This window comes from Kocuria sp. TGY1127_2 (genome assembly GCF_013394385.1).
Lineage (GTDB): Bacteria > Actinomycetota > Actinomycetes > Actinomycetales > Micrococcaceae > Rothia.
The window spans coordinates 420343-438177 of the sequence record NZ_AP022834.1; the positions used below are offsets into that span (position 1 = coordinate 420343).

Annotated in this window: 18 protein-coding genes and 1 riboswitch; of the genes, 13 read left to right on the forward strand and 5 right to left on the reverse strand. The window is 60.4% G+C overall.

The annotated features are described in order from the left end of the window. Window positions 1–92 precede the first annotated feature (92 nt). Together sake_RS01840 and paaI are read right to left on the reverse strand one after the other, a co-directional pair. The gene (locus sake_RS01840) at window positions 93–1430 is read right to left on the reverse strand and encodes a phenylacetate--CoA ligase family protein (RefSeq protein WP_178945334.1); all 1338 of its coding nucleotides are present in this window, start codon (window positions 1428–1430) and stop codon (window positions 93–95) included. A gap of 5 nt (window positions 1431–1435) precedes the next feature. Then, window positions 1436–1843: a hydroxyphenylacetyl-CoA thioesterase PaaI gene (paaI, locus tag sake_RS01845; protein WP_178945335.1), complete on the reverse strand. Its 408-nt coding sequence runs from the start codon at window positions 1841–1843 to the stop codon at window positions 1436–1438. 146 nt (window positions 1844–1989) lie between these two features. On the opposite strand from paaI, the gene paaA reads away from it, so the two are divergent. From paaA to sake_RS01890, 9 genes are all read left to right on the forward strand, one after another. Continuing rightward, the gene (gene paaA / locus sake_RS01850; protein WP_178945336.1) at window positions 1990–3012 is read left to right on the forward strand and encodes a 1,2-phenylacetyl-CoA epoxidase subunit PaaA; all 1023 of its coding nucleotides are present in this window, start codon (window positions 1990–1992) and stop codon (window positions 3010–3012) included. Window positions 3013–3014: 2 nt separating this feature from the next. Beyond that, window positions 3015–3323, forward strand: coding sequence for a 1,2-phenylacetyl-CoA epoxidase subunit PaaB (gene paaB, locus sake_RS01855; RefSeq protein WP_129358608.1), 309 nt, complete (start codon window positions 3015–3017; stop codon window positions 3321–3323). Then, a complete protein-coding gene (paaC, locus tag sake_RS01860; RefSeq protein WP_178945337.1) occupies window positions 3320–4156 on the forward strand; it encodes a 1,2-phenylacetyl-CoA epoxidase subunit PaaC in 837 nt (278 codons plus the stop codon). The genes paaB and paaC overlap by 4 nt, the downstream gene beginning before the upstream one ends. A gap of 5 nt (window positions 4157–4161) precedes the next feature. Next, on the forward strand, window positions 4162–4740 hold the full coding sequence (gene paaD, locus sake_RS01865; protein ID WP_129358612.1) for a 1,2-phenylacetyl-CoA epoxidase subunit PaaD: 579 nt from the start codon (window positions 4162–4164) through the stop codon (window positions 4738–4740). Between the two features lie 37 nt (window positions 4741–4777). Further along, window positions 4778–5956, forward strand: coding sequence for a 1,2-phenylacetyl-CoA epoxidase subunit PaaE (paaE, locus tag sake_RS01870; protein ID WP_243155750.1), 1179 nt, complete (start codon window positions 4778–4780; stop codon window positions 5954–5956). 33 nt (window positions 5957–5989) lie between these two features. Continuing rightward, a complete protein-coding gene (locus sake_RS01875; protein ID WP_178945339.1) occupies window positions 5990–6760 on the forward strand; it encodes an enoyl-CoA hydratase/isomerase family protein in 771 nt (256 codons plus the stop codon). Window positions 6761–6943: 183 nt separating this feature from the next. Beyond that, window positions 6944–7066, forward strand: a riboswitch (SAM riboswitch). A gap of 116 nt (window positions 7067–7182) precedes the next feature. Next, the gene (locus sake_RS01880; RefSeq protein WP_178945340.1) at window positions 7183–8619 is read left to right on the forward strand and encodes an LLM class flavin-dependent oxidoreductase; all 1437 of its coding nucleotides are present in this window, start codon (window positions 7183–7185) and stop codon (window positions 8617–8619) included. 202 nt (window positions 8620–8821) lie between these two features. Then, entirely contained in the window at window positions 8822–9472 is a 651-nt protein-coding gene (locus tag sake_RS01885; protein ID WP_129358621.1) for a TetR/AcrR family transcriptional regulator, read from the forward strand. A 92-nt stretch (window positions 9473–9564) separates the two neighbouring features. After that, the gene (locus sake_RS01890) at window positions 9565–11322 is read left to right on the forward strand and encodes an MDR family MFS transporter (RefSeq protein WP_371811968.1); all 1758 of its coding nucleotides are present in this window, start codon (window positions 9565–9567) and stop codon (window positions 11320–11322) included. 120 nt (window positions 11323–11442) lie between these two features. Here sake_RS01890 and sake_RS01895 read toward each other — a convergent pair whose 3' ends face one another. After that, window positions 11443–12144: a heme oxygenase (biliverdin-producing) gene (locus tag sake_RS01895; protein ID WP_243155722.1), complete on the reverse strand. Its 702-nt coding sequence runs from the start codon at window positions 12142–12144 to the stop codon at window positions 11443–11445. Between the two features lie 378 nt (window positions 12145–12522). Here sake_RS01895 and sake_RS01900 point away from each other — a divergent pair, with 378 nt between their 5' ends. Together sake_RS01900 and sake_RS01905 are read left to right on the forward strand one after the other, a co-directional pair. Next, the gene (locus sake_RS01900; RefSeq protein ID WP_129358623.1) at window positions 12523–12861 is read left to right on the forward strand and encodes a type II toxin-antitoxin system VapB family antitoxin; all 339 of its coding nucleotides are present in this window, start codon (window positions 12523–12525) and stop codon (window positions 12859–12861) included. Window positions 12862–12935: 74 nt separating this feature from the next. Next, window positions 12936–13616, forward strand: coding sequence for a TetR/AcrR family transcriptional regulator (locus sake_RS01905; protein WP_129358625.1), 681 nt, complete (start codon window positions 12936–12938; stop codon window positions 13614–13616). A 64-nt stretch (window positions 13617–13680) separates the two neighbouring features. On the opposite strand, the gene sake_RS01910 is transcribed toward sake_RS01905, so the two are convergent. Next, window positions 13681–14496 (reverse strand): hydroxymethylpyrimidine/phosphomethylpyrimidine kinase, encoded by an 816-nt coding sequence (locus sake_RS01910; RefSeq protein WP_129358627.1) that lies wholly within the window; start codon window positions 14494–14496, stop codon window positions 13681–13683. 145 nt (window positions 14497–14641) lie between these two features. On the opposite strand from sake_RS01910, the gene sake_RS01915 reads away from it, so the two are divergent. Further along, window positions 14642–15391, forward strand: coding sequence for a queuosine precursor transporter (locus sake_RS01915; RefSeq protein WP_178945341.1), 750 nt, complete (start codon window positions 14642–14644; stop codon window positions 15389–15391). Here sake_RS01915 and sake_RS01920 read toward each other — a convergent pair. Continuing rightward, on the reverse strand, window positions 15381–16247 hold the full coding sequence (locus tag sake_RS01920) for an MBL fold metallo-hydrolase (RefSeq protein WP_129358631.1): 867 nt from the start codon (window positions 16245–16247) through the stop codon (window positions 15381–15383). The genes sake_RS01915 and sake_RS01920 overlap by 11 nt on opposite strands. A gap of 154 nt (window positions 16248–16401) precedes the next feature. Here sake_RS01920 and sake_RS01925 point away from each other — a divergent pair, with 154 nt between their 5' ends. Then, window positions 16402–17811 carry an amino acid permease gene (locus tag sake_RS01925; protein WP_238147523.1) on the forward strand — a complete coding sequence of 470 codons (1410 nt, stop codon included), beginning with the start codon at window positions 16402–16404 and terminating at the stop codon, window positions 17809–17811. The last annotated feature ends 24 nt before the right edge of the window (window positions 17812–17835 follow it).

Genomic DNA, 17835 nt, shown 5'->3' on the forward strand with positions numbered 1-17835 from the left:
TCAGCCCTCTTCGAGGGAACACAAACCGGATCAACCCGGCCCTGGACGGACCTGCACGAACAGAGCCCGGAAGATCCGGCAACCCGGCCCGGTTACTTGTTCCGGTGGTCGTAGACCCTACGGATCTTCCCGGACGACCGTGCCAACGTGCCCGGTTCGGCGATGTCGATCAGCGCCGTCGAACCGATCTTGGTCTTGATTTCGGACAACAGTGTTTTGCCGTCCTCGACCGCCTCTTCATGAGTGACGTCCTCACGGCGTTCGATGTGGACCGTCATCTGATCCATGCGATTCGGACGGCTGATTTCGAGTGTGAAATGAGGTGCGAGCGCGGGGAGGTTGAGCGCGAGCTCCTCGATCTGCGTCGGGAAGAGGTTCACGCCACGCAGAATGATCATGTCATCCGAGCGGCCCGTAATTCGTCCCATGCGCCGGTGCCCCGGACGGTCGGTGCCGGGCAGCAACCGGGTGAGGTCGTGGGTTCGGTAGCGAATGATCGGAAGGGCCTGTTTGGTCAGCGCGGTGAAGACCAGCTCGCCGGGCTCTCCCAATTCGCAAACGCGGTCGTCGAAGGGATCGATGATCTCGGGACGGAAATGGTCTTCCCAGATGTGGGAGCCGTCCCGTGTCACGGCCGATTCCCCAGCAACTCCGGGTCCCATGACTTCGGAGAGACCATAGATGTCGCACGCGGTGATGTCGAAGGTGCGCTCGATCTCGCGGCGCATCTCGTCCGTCCACGGCTCGGCGCCGAGGACAGCCCGCTTGAGCGAGGTATCGCGGGGATCGATCCCGGCCTTGCGAAACCCGTCAGCGATTGCCAGAAGGTATGTGGGAGTCGCGAGAATCGCGTCCGGCTCGAAGTCGCGGATGAGCTGAACTTGTTTCTCGGTCTGACCGCCAGACATCGGGATCACTGCGCAACCGAGCTTCTCTCCGCCGTAGTGTGCCCCGAGGCCGCCGGTGAACAAACCGTAACCGTATGCGTTGTGGATTTTCTGGCCGGGTTGGACGCCCGAGAACCGGAAGCATCGAGCGACCAGGCCGGCCCATGTGTCGAGGTCGTCTTGGGTGTATCCGACGACGGTTGGCAGGCCCGTCGTGCCGGACGAAGCGTGGATGCGGCGAATGTCGCTCATCGGTACGGCGAAGGACTCGAAGGGGTAGGCCTTTCGCAGGAATTCCTTGTCCGTGTATGGAAACTTGCTGAGATCTCCGAGTTCTTTGAAATCGTCGGGATGCACGCCGTGCTCGTCGTAGAGATCCCGGTAGGCCGGGACGTTCTCGTAGGCATGGTGCAGTGTCCACCTGAGGCGTTCGAATTGCAGAGACTCGATTTCGTCCCGGCTCATCAATTCTTCGGGGTCAGGCTGTGAGGGGTCCGCCGAAGCTGTGGGGGAATAAGGGTTCTCGATGGAATAAGTAGTCAAGGGGTTCACGCTTTCTGACGTTGGGGGATGGTCCGGCTGCGTCCGCGGAAATGGGCGATGACTTCGTCGTCAGCCGTGACCGTGACGTCGTAGAGACCGCTACGACCGGTGCGGGCTATCTCTATGGCTTCTGCAGTCATGACCTGGCCTGGCCGGCCGGACTTGACGAAGTCGATTTGGGCCCCTTGGGCAACGGTAATGGTGCTTCCATCGCCGGCGGGGTCATTGCAGGCCATGGCGAAACAAGTGTCCGCCAGAGAAAACACCATGCCGCCGTGGGCGATCCCAAATCCATTGAGCATCTCCTCCCGCAGCGTCATGCTGATGACCGCGTGACCGTACTCCGAGCGGTGCACCTGGATGCCCAACCACTCCGAGGTCCGATCGTTGGCCAGCATCGGATGATCTGGCATGTTGTTCTCCTCACATTATATGACCGAATGTTCAGTAGGGAATCGTTAAATTGACAGTGTGTCAACCGGGGCGATCGTGTGTTGACGACCACATCGCATGCCTATATCCTGAACGAACGTTCGGTTATTATTTATTGGAGGACGTCATGACCCACATCGACGACGCCGTCGCCCCTGAGCAGGAACGCTTCGACGCGCTCATCGCGGACGACTCCCGCATCGAGCCGAGGGACTGGATGCCCGAGGCATACCGAAAGACTTTGACCCGTCAGGTCTCGCAGCACGCGCATTCCGAGATCATTGGAATGCAGCCGGAAGCCAATTGGATTACGCGTGCCCCGAGCCTCAAGCGCAAGTCAATTCTCATGGCCAAGGTCCAAGACGAGGCCGGCCACGGCCTGTATTTGTACTCAGCCGCCGAGACCCTGGGGACGCCGAGGCAGGTCCTCAATGACCAGTTACTCTCTGGCCGGGCCAAGTATTCGTCGATCTTCAACTACCCGGCACGGACCTGGGCCGACATGGGTGCCATCGGTTGGCTCGTGGACGGCGCCGCAATATGCAACCAGGTTCCGCTGTGCCGCGCCTCGTACGGCCCGTATGGGCGCGCGATGGTTCGCATCTGCAAGGAGGAATCTTTCCATCAGCGGCAGGGCTGGGAGATTCTCTACGAACTGTCCCACGGAACAAAAGCGCAGAAGAAGATGGCACAGGACGCGGTCGACCGTTTCTACGGCCCGGCCCTGCAGATGTTCGGGCCTCCGGATGACGAATCTCCCAACTCGCAGCAGTCCATGGCGTGGAATATCAAGCGCTTCACCAACGATGAGCTGCGTCAGCGCTTCGTCGACATGATGGTGCCTCAAGCCGAGGCTTTGGGTCTGACGCTGCCCGATCCTGACCTGCGGTGGAACGAAGAGCGAGGGCACTATGACTACGGAGAGCTCGACTGGGACGAGTTCATGTCCGTGATCAAGGGCAACGGGCCGTGCAACGTGCAGCGAATGAAGCGACGTCGCGAAGCCCACGAGAACGGCGCATGGGTCCGCGAAGCGGCGGCCGCCTACGCCGAACGTCAGGCCGCCCGTGCGGCGGAAGCCGCGCACGAGGATGCCGACTCCGCCTCGACACCACAGCAACGTCCCGCTGCCCAGCTGATTGGAGCCTGAGCATGAGTGAGCAAAGCCAAGAAAACCAGCAATCGGCCTGGCCGCTCTGGGAAGTGTTCGTCCGGTCCTCCCGAGGGCTTTCCCACGTTCACGCGGGCTCGTTGCATGCCCCCGATGCAACCATGGCGGTCCGGAACGCGCGTGACCTCTACACACGACGGAATGAGGGAACGAGCGTGTGGGTTGTCGAAGCCGAGGCAATCACGGCTTCGGATCCCGATTCCAAGGGCGGCTATTTCGAGTCGGCCCAAGGCAAGGCATATCGACACGCTACGTATTACACCAAGTCCGAAGGGGTGAAGCACCTGTGAGCACCTTCGCATCGCACGAATCGGCCACCAAGATCAGTGCCGGCGAGTCCATCAGCACCGAGTCGATCGCCGATTCCGGAGCCCAAGCTGCCGAGCCTGTCGCACAGTATGCGTTGCGGTTGGGCGACGACGCTCTGATCCTGTCCCAGCGCCTCGGCTGGTGGATCGCTCGGGCTCCCGAACTCGAGGAGGACATCGCGCTGTCCAACATCGCCTTGGACCTGATCGGGCACGCGCGCTTCCTGCTGACGTACGCGGGCACGGCGTGGGACAAGAGCGAGGACGATCTCGCGTATTTTCGAAGTGAAGAGGAATTCCGCTCGTGCCGACTAGTCGAACAGGAGAACGGCGACTTCGGGCAGACCATAGCGCGTCAACTCATCTTCTCGATCTATCAGTACGAGTTGTATTCCGCTCTTCAGGACTCATCCGATGCGACCTTGGCGGCGATCGCGGACAAAGCGGTCAAGGAGGTCGAGTACCACGTGGATCACGCATCGCAGTGGGTTCTGCGCTTGGGTCTCGGCACTGAAGAATCCCGACGTCGTATAGCCGCCGGATTCGAATACCTGTGGCCGTACGTTGACGAGTTGTTCACCGACGACGAGCTGATCGATCAGCTCGAAGGCGTGGCCGTGCGGCCCTCTTCGATCAAGGAGGCCTCCATGAAGGCCATCGAGGGGATCCTGGCCGAGGCCGAGCTGGAGGCACCAAAAGTCTCCCAGGCCCGGTTGCCCCGTGAGTTGCGCGATGGTTCCTATTCGGAACATCGGGGGTTCATCCTTGCCGAGATGCAGTCCCTGGCCCGCCAGCACCCCGGGGCAAGATGGTGATTGCAATGTCTCCGATCATTCATACGGCGCCGGACAAGGAATCCGCCGGGTTGGCTCGGGCTCTTCCTCTAGGTCCTTCACGGCGCCCCTCTGGCGACGTGGACGCTACGTTGTGGGACCTCGCGGCAACCGTCTGTGACCCGGAAATCCCCGTTCTGACGCTCGCCGACCTGGGCGTGCTCCGAGATGCTTACGTAGAGGACGGGCAGGCCATCGTGGTTATCACTCCCACGTATTCCGGGTGTCCGGCCATGGAAACAATGGCCGATGACCTCGTGGCAACCATTTCTGCGGCAGGATACTCCGAGGTCCGAATCGAAAAAGTCCTGCGACCGGCGTGGACGACCGACTGGATGAGCGATGAAGGCAAAGCAAAGCTGTCCGAATACGGAATCGCTCCACCAACGGGAAATAGCGCTCCCGGTCACAACAGCGGGCCGGTACGCCTGACCCTCTCGGTCAAGTGCCCGCATTGCGGCTCGCTCAAGACCCGAGAGATGACACGCTTCGGCTCCACCTCGTGCAAGGCCCTTTGGGTGTGCAACGAATGTTTGGAGCCTTTCGACTACTTCAAGGTTCACTGACATGTCACAAACCAGTACCCAACGCAAGGCCGTCGCCATGGAAAGGGCGGAGGAGAACACGTCTCCGGGACGTAACGGCCGGCGTCGCGCGACGTTCAACCGCCTTCCCGTTACAGGGCTTCGGAAGCTGACCTCGGAGTCGGTCGAGGTGGCCTTCGGGGTTCCGGAAGAGCTCGAGAATGATTACGACTATCTTCCAGGGCAATACGTAGCCCTACGTGCTCAGATCGGCGGACAGGAAGTGCGTCGATCGTACTCGATCTGCGCCGAGCCTCGTCCGGGAGAGATTCGCGTCGCCATCAAGAAGGACGTGGGCGGGATCTTCTCGACGTGGGCCAATGAAGAATTGGCGGTCGGGGATGAGCTCGACGTCATGAATCCTCAGGGAGCCTTCACATCTAAAACCCGGTTGACCTCGATGAACCATCCGGAGGACTTGGCCCGTGAGGAAGTGCGCCGGGACAAGAGTGCTCACGTCGTGGCGATTGCCGCGGGTTCGGGCATTACGCCGATCATGGCGATCGCCCGATCGCTCATGAAGGCCTCGCCGACCACGAGCATCGACGTCGTCTATGCCAACAGATCCGCGATGGACGTGATGTTCGCCGAGGAGCTGGGGGACCTGAAGGATAAGTTTCCGTCACGGCTGGCTCTCCATCACGTGCTATCCCGAGAGCAGCGCATTTCACCGTTGATGTCCGGTCGCATTGACCCGGAGAAGCTCGACGAACTCCTGGATCGGGTTCTGCAGGTCGAGACCGTCAACGAATGGTTCTTGTGTGGGCCGTTCGAGCTGGTGCAGTTGTGCAGGGACGCGCTGAAAGAACGAGGCGTCCCGGAGGACAAGGTGCGGTTCGAATTGTTCAGTACGGGGAAACCGGAGAAACCCGCGGGACAGCAGGGCCGGGAGGTCGCCGTCGACCCCGAGGGCGAAAATTTCCAGATCAGCTTCACTTTGGATGGCAACTCCGGAAAGGTGGACACGCCCAAGTCGGCCAACGAGACTGTCCTGAATGCCGCTTTGCGTGTTCGGCCCGATGTGCCGTTCGCATGTGCAGGTGGCGTGTGTGGAACATGCCGGGCCAAGGTGGTTTCCGGCGACTTTACGATGGAAGAGAACTTTGCGCTGGAGAAGGACGAAGTCGAATCGGGCTACGTTCTGACCTGCCAAACACGGCCGACCTCCGACAGTCTGGAAGTTGACTTCGACGCGTAACCGCTGGAGTGCGCGAGGAAAGGAATCCCGATCATGATTGATCTGACCATCTCCGACGACATCGCCGAGATAGTGCTCGACGCACCGAAGAAGCTCAATGCACTGAATTCCGAAGACCTTGCCGAACTGTCGGAGGCCTACCGCACGGCAGAGAATGCGGGAGTCCGGGCGCTGGTTCTGAGGGGTGAAGGACGGGGTTTCTGCGCCGGCCGCGACATCTCCGGGGTCGATCCGGCCCACGATGACGTCGAAGGGTATCTCGGGAATCGGGCCACGGCCTTGTTTCGGCAAATTTCTGCATTCTCGGCTCCGACCTTCGCCGCGGTCCACGGGGCGTGTCTGGGGGTCGGGCTGGGCCTGGCGATCGCGAGCGACGTCGTCTACGTGGCCGAGGACGCCAAGATCGGTTCCCCCTTCGCGAATCTTGGGGCAACGTTGGACTCGGGTGGCCACGCACTGTTCTACGAGCGGTTGGGCGCGCACCGGACCCTCGACCTGATTTACACGGGCGAGATGATGAGTGGCTCCGAAGCGGTCACCGCAGGGCTGTTTTCCCGGTCCGTACCGGCGGACGACGTGCTCGATTTTACGATGCAGAGGGTGCGAAAAGTGGCCCAAGGGGCGACCCAAGCATATTTGGTCTCGAAATCACTGATCAGTCAACTGCGCGACGAACGGGCTGGACTGTGGGAGTCCATGGCCGCCGAATCCGCCGAACAGGCACGGCTCTGCTCGACGGATGATTACGCGGAGGGTTTCACGGCGTTCCAGGAAAAGCGCAAACCGAACTTCCGAGGCCAATAGCCGTATCAACCCCTACTTTTGATCCAGGCCCATATTGCCCGTTTTCTTTGCGAAAGCGGGCAATATGTCTGATGTGGCTGGATTGGGGTACGGACGCGGTTCCACGTAACACTGCGAAAAGCGGGTAACAGAAGCTCACAGGATGGCTGCGAACCAGGTGCTTGCATACGCTCGGATGGAGAAGATCAAGAGTCCCAACGATCAAGCTCTGGCTGGTTGGGCGGCAACCCTCTCCCGTAGCGGGGTGCCCCAGATGATGATCTGGCACCGTCGGCATTGCGACCGGCGGACATGCAAGTACGGCGCGAGAATCGGCGCCACCGCGTGAATGTTTGCGCCGCTTCTCGTTACCGGGACAGAAGCGCAAGGCTCGGGCGCGCGGAGACCTGTTGGAGTCCCTCCATGCACCGAAAGGAATCCCGATGTCGGAAAAGAAGCGCATCGCCATCAACGCCTTTGATATGACGTGCGTGGGTCATCAGAGCTTTGATCTGTGGCGCCACCCTCGCTCGCGTGCCACTGAGTACAACACCATCGAATACTGGACAGACCTCGCCAAAACCCTAGAGAAAGGGTTGTTCGACGGGGTCTTCCTGGCCGACGTCGTGGGCATCTACGACGTCTACAAGAACTCCGCGGCACCTTCGATCCGCGGCGGTGCACAGGTACCGGTCAACGATCCGTTCATGCAGATTTCAGCGATGGCGGCCGTGACCGAAAACCTCGGTTTCGGCGTGACCAGCGCCGTGACCTACGAGCAGCCCTATACTCTCGCCCGGAAATACGCGACGCTCGACCACCTGACCAAAGGGCGCGTCGGATTCAACGTGGTGACCTCGTACCTCCCCTCTGCGGCCGAGAATCAGGGACTGCCGCGCCAAATCGAGCATGACAAGCGCTACGAGATCGCCGACGAGTTCCTCGACGTCTGCTACAAACTGTGGGAAGGATCCTGGGAGGACGACGCCGTGGTCAAGGATCGAGAGTCCGGCGTCTACGCGGACCCGGCTAAGGTCCATCCGATTCGACACCAGGGCAAATACTTCACCGTCCCGGGCGCCGGTCTGACCGAGCCTTCCCGTCAGCGCACACCGGTGATCTTTCAGGCAGGGGCTTCGTCGCGGGGGCAGGCTTTTGCGGGCAAGCACGCCGAAGCCGTGTTCGTCGGGGGCCTTCGACCGGACCTCACCCGATTCATGACGGACAAGATTCGAGACGAGGCAGAGAAGACCGGTCGTCAGCGCGATGACGTCAAGATCTTCGCAATGCTCTCGGTCATCGTGGACGAGACCGACGAAAAGGCCCAGGCAAAGTACGAGGAGTACTTGAAGTATGTTTCGACCGAGACTTCTCAGGCGATCATTGGCGGTTGGTCAGGAGTGGACCTTTCCCAATTCGGCGAGGATGAGGTGCTCAACTACATCAAGACCGACTCGATCCAGTCCTTCCTCACGCCATTTACTCTGCAGTCCAAGGACAAGGAATGGACCCGAGAGGACATTGCGAAGCACTGCGCGATTGGCGGCATGGGCGATGTGATCATCGGCGGCCCGGAAAAGGTTGCGGACGAGCTCGAACGCTGGATCGATGAAGGAGGGCTGGACGGTATCAATCTCGCGTACCACGTCTCTCCGGGTTCATTCGAAGACTTCGTGGAGTTCGTTGTTCCCGAGCTGCAGAAGCGCGGGCGCTACCGCACCTCGTACGAAGGCTCGACATTCCGGGAGAACCTCTTCGGTCAGGGGCAGGTTTCCATCGACGAGAACCACCCTGCGGCGGCATACAAGGGTGCGTACGTGGGTCAGCCGTCCACGGAGGACACCCCGGCGCGTCCCGGCGAGGAAGATGACGCCGCCTAGAGTCGGCGGTCCGAGAAAAGGCGACTTCCACGAGCTCCACGAACGACGGCGCCGCGTGAAAAAAGATGGTCCACGAGGCTGTCATTTTCACGCGGCGCCGTCGTGCGCCCATCGCCTACTTATATAGTAAGGCGAACCTTTGAGAGCAACGCCACAAAATTTGCAGTTGTGCACTGTTTGCAGAACTGCATAAACTGCATGAGTGCAAACCACTGAACCATCCCTCCGAGAACGTCGCCGCGCGCGGACGTGGGACTCGATCCACGAGGCCGCGCGTGAGCTCGCGTCCGAGCGGGGGATCAAGCAGACCACGGCGGAGTTGATTGCAGAAAAGGCCGGCGTCTCGCCGCGTACGTTCTTCAATTACTTCGCAACCAAGGAGGATGCCGTCATCGGATTGCGTCCTCCGCAAATGACCCAGGAAATACTCGGTAGCGTTCAAGCGAGCGACTCCGGTGGTCTTCTCGCACAGGCCGCCCAGCTTTTGGCTCGTGTCATGTACGATTCCTTCGCAGGTGACCTCAAGGAGGTCATGGGCCAACTCGTCGAAGACGGGGAGTACATGCGTCAACGCATGAAAATCCACATGCTTCGTTGCGAGCAGGAGCTCAAGGATTTCTTGCTGAGAATGGACTGGTCGGTCTATCAAGAGACCGGACAGTTCGTGCCTCGCGAGGACGAGAACAGCGACCCGGCGCCGGAGCAGGAAGAGCGCATTCGCGCGATCATCCTCATGGCCACCGCGGTTCTCCGATACGTCGACTACGGCGCACGGTCTTCCCGGGAAGAATTTGCCGCATCCATCAACCGCACAGTGAATCTGTTCTCCACCATCGTCAAGGAGCCCCGTTGAGTACCACCTACACACCGCGTCACGCCCCAGGGGGTGGCACGACCGACTCCGGAGCCGCAGACGGCGGGTCCGCATCGCCCCAGACGGGGACATTGAGTTCTGCGCATTCTGCGGAGAAGGAAGGGTTCGGCCGACCCACCCCGAACACCAATATCCCCTTGCTCTTCATCGGCCTGATGATCATCATGCTGATGTCGTCGCTGAACCAGACCGTTCTCTCTCCGTCCTTGCCGACCATCGTCGGCGAGCTCAACGGCGTCGAGCACATGAGCTGGGTCATCACAGCGTTCATTATGGTCTCGACCATCATGATGCCGGCCTACGGAAAACTGGGCGACCTCTGGGGGCGCAAGCCTCTGCTGATTTTTGCAATCCTCGCCTTCGCAGCCGGTTCGATAACTGGCGCTGTCGCCCAAAATATGACGACCCTCATCATTGCTCGTGGCCTGCAGGGCCTCGGCGGCGGCGGGTTGATGATCCTCTCGCAGTCCGTGATTGCGGACGTCATCCCCGCGCGTGAGCGCGGTAAGTACATGGGCGCCCTCATGGGTGTTTTCGCGTTCTCATCCGTTGCCGGCCCGCTGCTCGGTGGTTGGTTGACCGAAGGGCCCGGTTGGCGTTGGGCCTTCTGGATGAATATTCCGCTCGGAGTCCTCGCGCTCGCGGCAACCATTTTCCTCATCCCGCACACCAATAAGGCTGTGGACCAGCAACGTCGAAAGATTGACGTGTTCGGCATGATGTTCCTTGGTGCGGCAACCGCTTGTCTGGTCCTGGCGATGACCTGGGGCGGCAACCAGTACGACTGGAATTCGCCGACCATTATCGGTCTGCTGATCGCCGTCGTCGTCTGCGTGGCAATCTTCATTCCGATCGAGTCCAAGGTGACCGAGCCGGTCATGCCGCTCGCGTTGTTCAAGGACCGCAACTTCAACCTGACCACCATCGCCAACCTGTGCATGGGCATCGGTATGTTCGGTGCCGTCGGCTACATGCCGACGTACATGCAGATGGTTCTCGGCGTGGATGCGACCGAAGCCGGTCTGCTCATGATTCCGATGATGGGCATGCTGCTCATTACGTCGATCTCCGTCGGCTTCATCGTTTCGAAAATCGGCCGCTACAAGGCCTTCACCGTCGTGGGCTCGGTTCTGCTGGCTCTTGGTCTCTTCCTCTTGTCCCACCTCGAGGTTGATACCCCGGCCTACATCATCTGCATCTTCCTGGCCGTGATCGGTTTGGGCTTGGGTATGTCCATGCAGCTGCTGACGCTCATCGTGCAGAACTCGTTCCCGATCAGCATGGTCGGCACTGCGACGGCGTCCAACAACTTCTTCCGCCAGGTCGGTGCGACCATGGGTTCGGCCTTGGTGGGCGGCCTGTTCACTTCGCGCCTGAAGACGTTCCTCGAGGACCGCATGCCTCCACAGGCGATGTCCGCTACCGGAAGTGGTGGGTCCAACTCGCTGACCCCGGCGCTCGTCAGCGGCCTTCCGGAGCCGATCAAGGGAATCGTCGTGGGAGCGTACAACGACGCCCTCGTCCCGATCTTCTTGTGGATCGCTCCGCTCGGTATTCTTGCGGCTCTCGTCCTCTTGTTCATCCGCGAGAAGGCACTGGCAACCAGCGTCTCCGACTCCGGAAAAACCGAGGACGTCAAGGCCGAGGGTTCCTCCGAGGGAGCTTCGCACGAGGGTGAGACCGAGTCGTCGGCTCCGCGCCACGTTGCTTCATCCGGCAACAGTGATGGTGCGGAATCGAGGGCAGGTTCGGAAGATGAGGTTCGCCCTCGGACCGGTGAATTTCCCCTTCCGGAAACAGGTTCGATGATGAATATCCACCGAAAGTAACTCGGCTGTCTGTACGCCCGGGATCGCACCTCGGGCCTTGGGCTCCATGACGACGCCGCCCGCCCACCATCCTTGAGGGATGGTGGGCGGGCGGCGTCGTACGTTAAGGAGAGATCGAGGCTAGATTGTGGTACCTGCGCGCTCGCGGTGGGCCGCCAGGTCATCGAAGACGCGGGCGTTCAGATCGAAGCCCAGGACCGCTTCATCGAGAAAGGCTTGGTGCTGTTCCTCGGACATGGGCGCCTCGTCCAGGAGGGTGCGGTACTGGTCCTTGAAGATCTTGGGCTTGGGGAGCTCCTCGAAGCGATACATGCTCAATCCCTCACTGGACACGCCGTAGTGGCGCTCCATGAGCGCGGCAACCGCTTGCCCGCCGGAAAGATCGCCCAAGTACCGCAAGTAATGATGAGCCAGGAAACGCTCGGGCGATGCTGCGGTCTGCCTGATTCGTTCCACGTAATCGTTCGTCGAGGTTAGGCAAGGGGTCATCGCGTCACCCGGCTTTCGTAACTGCCGAAGGTCGTGTCGGATCAATGCGAGGCGGTCCAGCCCTGGTTGGTTGAAAGGGCGAGTCAGCTCGTCGTCGAGCTGGCGGAAGCGGTGGGCGACTGACTCGAGGGCCTCGTAGATGTACTCGTACTGCGTGAGGAGTTGGGTATAGGCCGCAGCATCCAGACTCCCTTCCATGAGATCTGACATGAAGGTCGAGTGCTCGGCCTTGGAATGCCTTTCCGCGGTACGGGCGCGAACAACCGCCGAAAATCTGGTGTCTTCGTTCGGCGCGTCATCGGGGTTCGGAGGGGTGTAAGGCGCTGATTTCAAGGGGGTCTCCGTGTATCGAGATGCTGACAAAGTGTCAGCAACATGGTGGTGACATCTTGTCACCAAATTATTTCGACCGCAACAAGGTTCGTCTTGACTAAAGCGGCCGTGGTTCTGCATGATCTCGACGTCGCCGCGGCTCATGCCGGCCGAGTTGTCCTGTTCCGTCAGGGTCGGGTAATGGCGCCGGGGCACCCTGAGGAGGTTGTGACGACCGAGCGCTTGGCCGACGCCCACGGCTGGGCGCTGGGGGCCTGCCCCCCCCCCCATTCGCGGACCGGCAAGACTCTTCGTTGCCCCGGAGTGGCAAGGGCATTTGTAGACAGCTCAGCGTGAAAAGTAACGCAGAACACAGTGGGCGGTACTACCATGGAACTCATGATCTTCAAGGCGGTCGGGGAGACGCGGCCATACCCCGCGCATCCGTTCAAGAGCCAGAAGGAGTGGGGCATGCTCGCCCCGCGGCAGGTGAGGCTCGATCAGCTGATCACCACGCAGAGGATGCTCGACCTTTCGACCCTCTTCGGGGAGGATTCCACCTTTTATGGGGACATATTCCCTCATGTCGTCAAATGGGAGGGCCGGATGTACCTCGAAGAAGGGGTGCACCGTGCCTTGCGAACAGCTTTGCAGCATCGCCCCGTGATGTATGCTCGCATCCTCGACCTGGACGCAGAGGCCGTCGACCCGGAAGAAAATCACAAGTGGGAAAGCTGAATGCCGCCTGGCAGGTCACTGAGACATCGCCTCTCGGCTCGTTATTTAGTGACAACCGGTCCTATACTGTCAATATGCCTCGTATCTCCGCAGCCTCCAATGCCGCCCAGCGAGAGAACACCCAGAACGCGATCCTAAAATCCTTCGGGGAGCTCCTCTATACCCGCGGTCTCACCGGTTTGACCATGACCCACGTTGCCAAGAACGCCGGGATCGGTCGAACCGCCGTATACAACTACTTCGCCGACATGGGCGAGCTGTTGGTTGCATATGCGCTGGATGAGACCGAACGTTTCATCAACGATCTGCGTACGGAGCTGACCAGCGTCACCAACCCGGTGGACCAACTTGCGGTCTACGTTCGCATGCAGATCGAGGACATGTCCCGTCGTCATCTTCCGCCCGGGCCTGCCATGAGGTCGGTGCTGTCTCCGGAGGCATTCGAGAAGCTCGGGGATCACGTCGGTGAACTGCAAGCTGTGCTCGCGAGGATCCTGACGGCCTGCATAGACCAGGGATACCTGGCCCAATCGGACATCACCGAACTTGCGCAGCTGGTGCACGGATCGCTCAGTTCGGCTGCGGACCGCGGCAAGAACGAAGACGAAGAAGCTCGCGACGAACGTATCCGGCACACGACCAGATTTATCCAGCTCGGCCTGGGAGCCCAATTCGACGACGAGGGCCGGCCGGTTGCGGCGTATACGGATCTGCTCCCGGTGGAGGGGCCGAGGTTGCGCTCAGTGGCTTCTTGACCTCCTTCCGAGCGTACGCACGTGGCCAGGTCGGATTCCTTCCGGCGTGGCCACGTGCGTACCGTCAGGAGGTTTGGTTGATCTGCCTCAACGAATCGAACGGAGCATGGGAGCTGATTCGTGCCTCAATGCCTTGGCTGACGAAGCGTTTGGCATTCTCCGCCGCCTCGAGCGGCGTAGCACCCTTGGCAAGTTCGGCGGTCACGGCGGCCGCAAGTGAGCATCCGGCCCCGGCAACCGCGACCTCACCGATCTTGGGTGCGGACAACACTTTCAAGGTCTTGCCGTCATAGAACACGTCAACTGCATCCGGTCCCGCGAGCCTTACGCCGCCTTTGGCGAGTACCGCAGCACCGGAACGTTCGTGAATCCGTTTGGCGGCCTCTTCCAAATCCTCGACGCTGGAAATCTCATCCATTCCTGACAGCGAGAGGGACTCGAAGTGATTCGGGGTCACGAAGTCGGCCAAGGGAAGGATTTTGGCCTTGAGAGCCTCATCCGTGTCCAAGGCCGCACCGGGCTCCTGGCCCTTGCAGATCAGCACCGGGTCCAGCACGATGTTCCGGGGCTTGTTTTGCACCAAAGTCGAGGCGACGGTCTCAATGGTTGCGGGCGAACCGAGCATGCCGATCTTGACCGCGTCCAGATCGTAGACGGCCGTGTTGACCTCCAACTGGTCTGCGAGGGTTTGCTGATCGATCGGGAAAACGCGATGCCCCCAGTCGTTTTTGGGGTCGAAAGACACAATGCAGGTCAAGGAGAGACACCCGGAGACGCCGAGGGCCTGGAACGTCTTGATGTCAGCCAGAGCCCCGGCGCCACCGGTGGCTTCGGAACCCGCGATGGTCATCGCAACAGGGGTTTGAGTAGTCGTAGTCATGTACCCATTATCCAGCCGACAGGTAAGATTTTCACGGCTCGGGTGGCAGACGGGCCTCGAAGGCTGAGAAGGCCTTCACTTCGGAACAGTCGAACCACGGTTTCTCGGAATCGAGAGGTCGCGTCAATACAGATTGGTGACCAGCATGCAGTCCACCCCATCCGGACAGGGCAGACGGGCGAGGCCGTCAGCCCCGAGCCCCGAAGCCGGGACGCCTTGGCGACCGGCTCAGCCCCGATACGCGAAGCGCCCGCGGACTTACTTCGACCTACTTCTCGCGTTGTACTGCGTATTGCTGATCCTGTCGAACATCGGCGCGACCAAGGGTGTCGCATTCGGGCCCATTCTGACCGACGGCGGTTTCTTCCTGTTCCCGCTCGCATACGTCTTGGGTGACGTGGTGACCGAGGTGTACGGATTCAAAGCGGCGCGTCGGGCGATCGTGACGAGCTTCTGCGCGGGGGCTTTCGCGTCCCTGTGTTTTTGGATCACGATCATGCTGCCCTCGGCTGATTTCTACGAGAACCAAGAGGCCTTCGAAGCCGTCCTCGGGCCGGTGCCCCGAATCATCGGTGGCTCGCTGCTCGGCTTCCTGGTCGGGCAGCTGCTGAATGCATGGATCATGGCGCTGATCAAGAAATGGACCCGTGAGCGGTTCATGTGGATTCGCCTGATCGGTTCCACTCTGGTGGGAGAGTTCGCCGATACCCTGATCTTCTGCACGATCGCGGCGCCGATCCTCGGCATCGAACAATTCGGTGATTTCGCTAATTACGTCATCGTCGGCTACTTCTACAAGTGCCTCATCGAGGTTGTCCTGTTGCCCATCACGTACCCGACTATAGGTTGGTTCAAACGGCACGAACCCACGTATCCGGGTGCGGTCAATCGGTAAATCCGGCTATTTCTCCGATGTCCATGAGGTACGCGAGCTGGGCCTTGAGGGTTTTCACGGCCGGCCCGCGCACTTCCTCAGGGACATGCGCGTAGATATCGGAGGCCAGCGCCGATGCGGAGGGACCGAGGTCGTCGTTGGACGCCTTGAGACGGCGGCGCAGCTCGTGGATTCGATTGAGACGGTGGTCCAACAGGCGCTCGCAAGCTTCTTCGAGGAATTCGCCGTGCGGGCCGTGAGCAGGCAGTACCGTGAAGCCTGGCTCATCTTTGAACACCCGCAGGGTATCGAGATAGTCCTCCAAATCGCCATTGGGGTAGTCGAGCATTGTGGTGCCGCGGCCCAGAATCGTATCCCCCGTCAGGATCACGCCGTCGTCGAAAATGCTGAGACAGATCGAATCGGAGGTGTGCCCCGGCGCGTGCCATACGCTGATCTCGACGTCGACTTCCCGCAATACTTCTTCGTCCTGAAGCGGTCCGGCCCCAACACACAGCGATCGATCCCACGCACGGACGGGTGCGTCAGTGAGCTCGCGCAAGAATTGAACGTTGCCGATGTGGTCCTCGTGCCAGTGGGTCACCACGATCAGGGCGACATCCACGGCGGCGGTGACAGCGCGGGCATGCCCTTGGTCTCGGGGGCCGGGATCGACGACGACCGCCTGCGGCTTCGGCTGACCCGGAGCCGGTGGGAAGGTTTCTCCCAAGTCGCCGATGACGTAGGTATTCGTGCCCTCCAGCGTCATTGCGCTGGGATTGTCGACGGTCAGGTACGCAGTGTGGGCGCTCGTTCGAACCCAACCGTGCGATCCTGGCACGGGAGGCGTGGACGTATAGCTCGAAGAAGCACTCATAGCACTAGTTCATCACACCTCAGCAATGAGTACCTGCTTCCCTCCGGGTTCTTGCGTTGTTTGAAGTGTGGAATCCAGTGTGCGTAACCCGGTGCAATCGCGCGATAATACGGGATATTCACTCGAATTCACGCGAAAGGCCCTGGGCAGCTCAATGGAAAAGAATACGAAGGATGGCGCGCTCGCGCGCTCGCTGTCTCATGAGCAGATGACCATGATCGCGTTGGGCTCCGCCCTGGGCACGGGACTTTTTCTGGGTTCGGGAGCGGCGATCGGCGTGGCCGGGCCTGCGGTCATCATCTGTTATGCGATCGGCTCGTTGATTGCGGCGATCATCGCCTGCGCGGCCGGGGAAATGGCGGTCAAATTCCCCGTTCGGGGCGGTTTCGGAACCATGGCGGGCCGGTTTCTCGGTCCCTTTGGTGGCTTCGTGACCCGTTGGGCCTATTGGGCGACGACCGTGTGTGTTGCCGGCGCCGAACTGGTCGCCGTGGCCACTTATCTCAAGTTCTGGTGGCCGGAATTCCCGCTCTGGGCGGGCATCCTGGTCTTCGCCGTCGTCGTCATTTCCCTCAATGCATACAGTGTGAAGTCCTTCGGCCTGGTCGAATTCTTCCTGTCTGGTATCAAAGTCATCGCCGTGATTGCGTTCATTGTGATCGGTCTGATCATCGTGTTCTTCGGTCTTCCAAGCCACCCAGCCGAGGGGACGAGGCACCTGACCGAACATGGTTTCATGCCCAACGGTCCGAGCTCGATCTGGTTGGGCATGGCAGTGGTCATGTTCTCCTTCGGCGGTATTGAGCTCATCTCGATTTCCGCTGCGGAGGCCAAGGACCCTGTGCGCTCCGTCCGCAGCGCCGGCAAGGCAACGATCTGGCGTCTTGCGACGTTCTACGTATTGGCCCTATTCGTGGTCATGGCGCTGATGCCGTGGTCCGCGGCCGCGGGCACCGGTGACCTGTCATCGAGTCCCTTCGTGATGGTCTTCTCCGAGGTCGGAATCCCGGCGGCAGCAGCGATTATCAATTTCATTGTTCTCGTCGCGGCGCTCTCCGCAGCCAACGCAAACGTCTATGCCGGGACGCGCCTCATTCATTCGCTGTCGTACCAGGGCATGGCGCCTCGCGGACTGCAGCGAACGACCAAGCTGGGCAGCCCTGTACGGTCCTTGGCCATTTCATGTGTGGGCATTCTTCTGGTCATCGTCCTTGCCCTGGTCACCGAGAACGTTTTCCTGATCATGATGTCGGTGATCACCACGTTCATCCTCGTGGTGTGGACATTGATCCTGTTCTCCTACATCAGCTACCGGCGCCGGAACGGGGCTTCCGCAGAATTCCGATTGATCGGGGGAGTACCAACGGCAATTATCGGCATCATCTGTTTGGTGGCCATTTTTGCCGCGGTGTTCTCGAGTCCTGATATGCGCCTGCCGGGCATTGTCGCGGTGTGTTTCTACGCTTTCCTGACGATTATTTACTACGCGTTTGTGCGCCGGTTTGTCGGCAGTGACAAAGACGCATTCGACGAGGCGGAACTCGCAACGAAAACTGACGTGTAGTTCTACCGAGACGAGCGGTTGGTC

Excerpts from the sequence above, each read along its gene's own strand:
- paaI (WP_178945335.1), bottom strand. The coding sequence starts at position 1,843 with ATGCCAGATCATCCGATGCTGGCCAACGATCGGACCTCGGAGTGGTTG.
- paaA (WP_178945336.1), top strand. The coding sequence starts at position 1,990 with ATGACCCACATCGACGACGCCGTCGCCCCTGAGCAGGAACGCTTCGAC.
- paaB (WP_129358608.1), top strand. The coding sequence starts at position 3,015 with ATGAGTGAGCAAAGCCAAGAAAACCAGCAATCGGCCTGGCCGCTCTGG.
- paaD (WP_129358612.1), top strand. The coding sequence starts at position 4,162 with ATGTCTCCGATCATTCATACGGCGCCGGACAAGGAATCCGCCGGGTTG.
- paaE (WP_243155750.1), top strand. The coding sequence starts at position 4,778 with ATGGAAAGGGCGGAGGAGAACACGTCTCCGGGACGTAACGGCCGGCGT.
- sake_RS01875 (WP_178945339.1), top strand. The coding sequence starts at position 5,990 with ATGATTGATCTGACCATCTCCGACGACATCGCCGAGATAGTGCTCGAC.
- sake_RS01880 (WP_178945340.1), top strand. The coding sequence starts at position 7,183 with ATGTCGGAAAAGAAGCGCATCGCCATCAACGCCTTTGATATGACGTGC.
- sake_RS01900 (WP_129358623.1), top strand. The coding sequence starts at position 12,523 with ATGATCTTCAAGGCGGTCGGGGAGACGCGGCCATACCCCGCGCATCCG.
- sake_RS01905 (WP_129358625.1), top strand. The coding sequence starts at position 12,936 with ATGCCTCGTATCTCCGCAGCCTCCAATGCCGCCCAGCGAGAGAACACC.
- sake_RS01910 (WP_129358627.1), bottom strand. The coding sequence starts at position 14,496 with ATGACTACGACTACTCAAACCCCTGTTGCGATGACCATCGCGGGTTCC.
- sake_RS01915 (WP_178945341.1), top strand. The coding sequence starts at position 14,642 with ATGCAGTCCACCCCATCCGGACAGGGCAGACGGGCGAGGCCGTCAGCC.
- sake_RS01920 (WP_129358631.1), bottom strand. The coding sequence starts at position 16,247 with ATGAGTGCTTCTTCGAGCTATACGTCCACGCCTCCCGTGCCAGGATCG.
- sake_RS01925 (WP_238147523.1), top strand. The coding sequence starts at position 16,402 with ATGGAAAAGAATACGAAGGATGGCGCGCTCGCGCGCTCGCTGTCTCAT.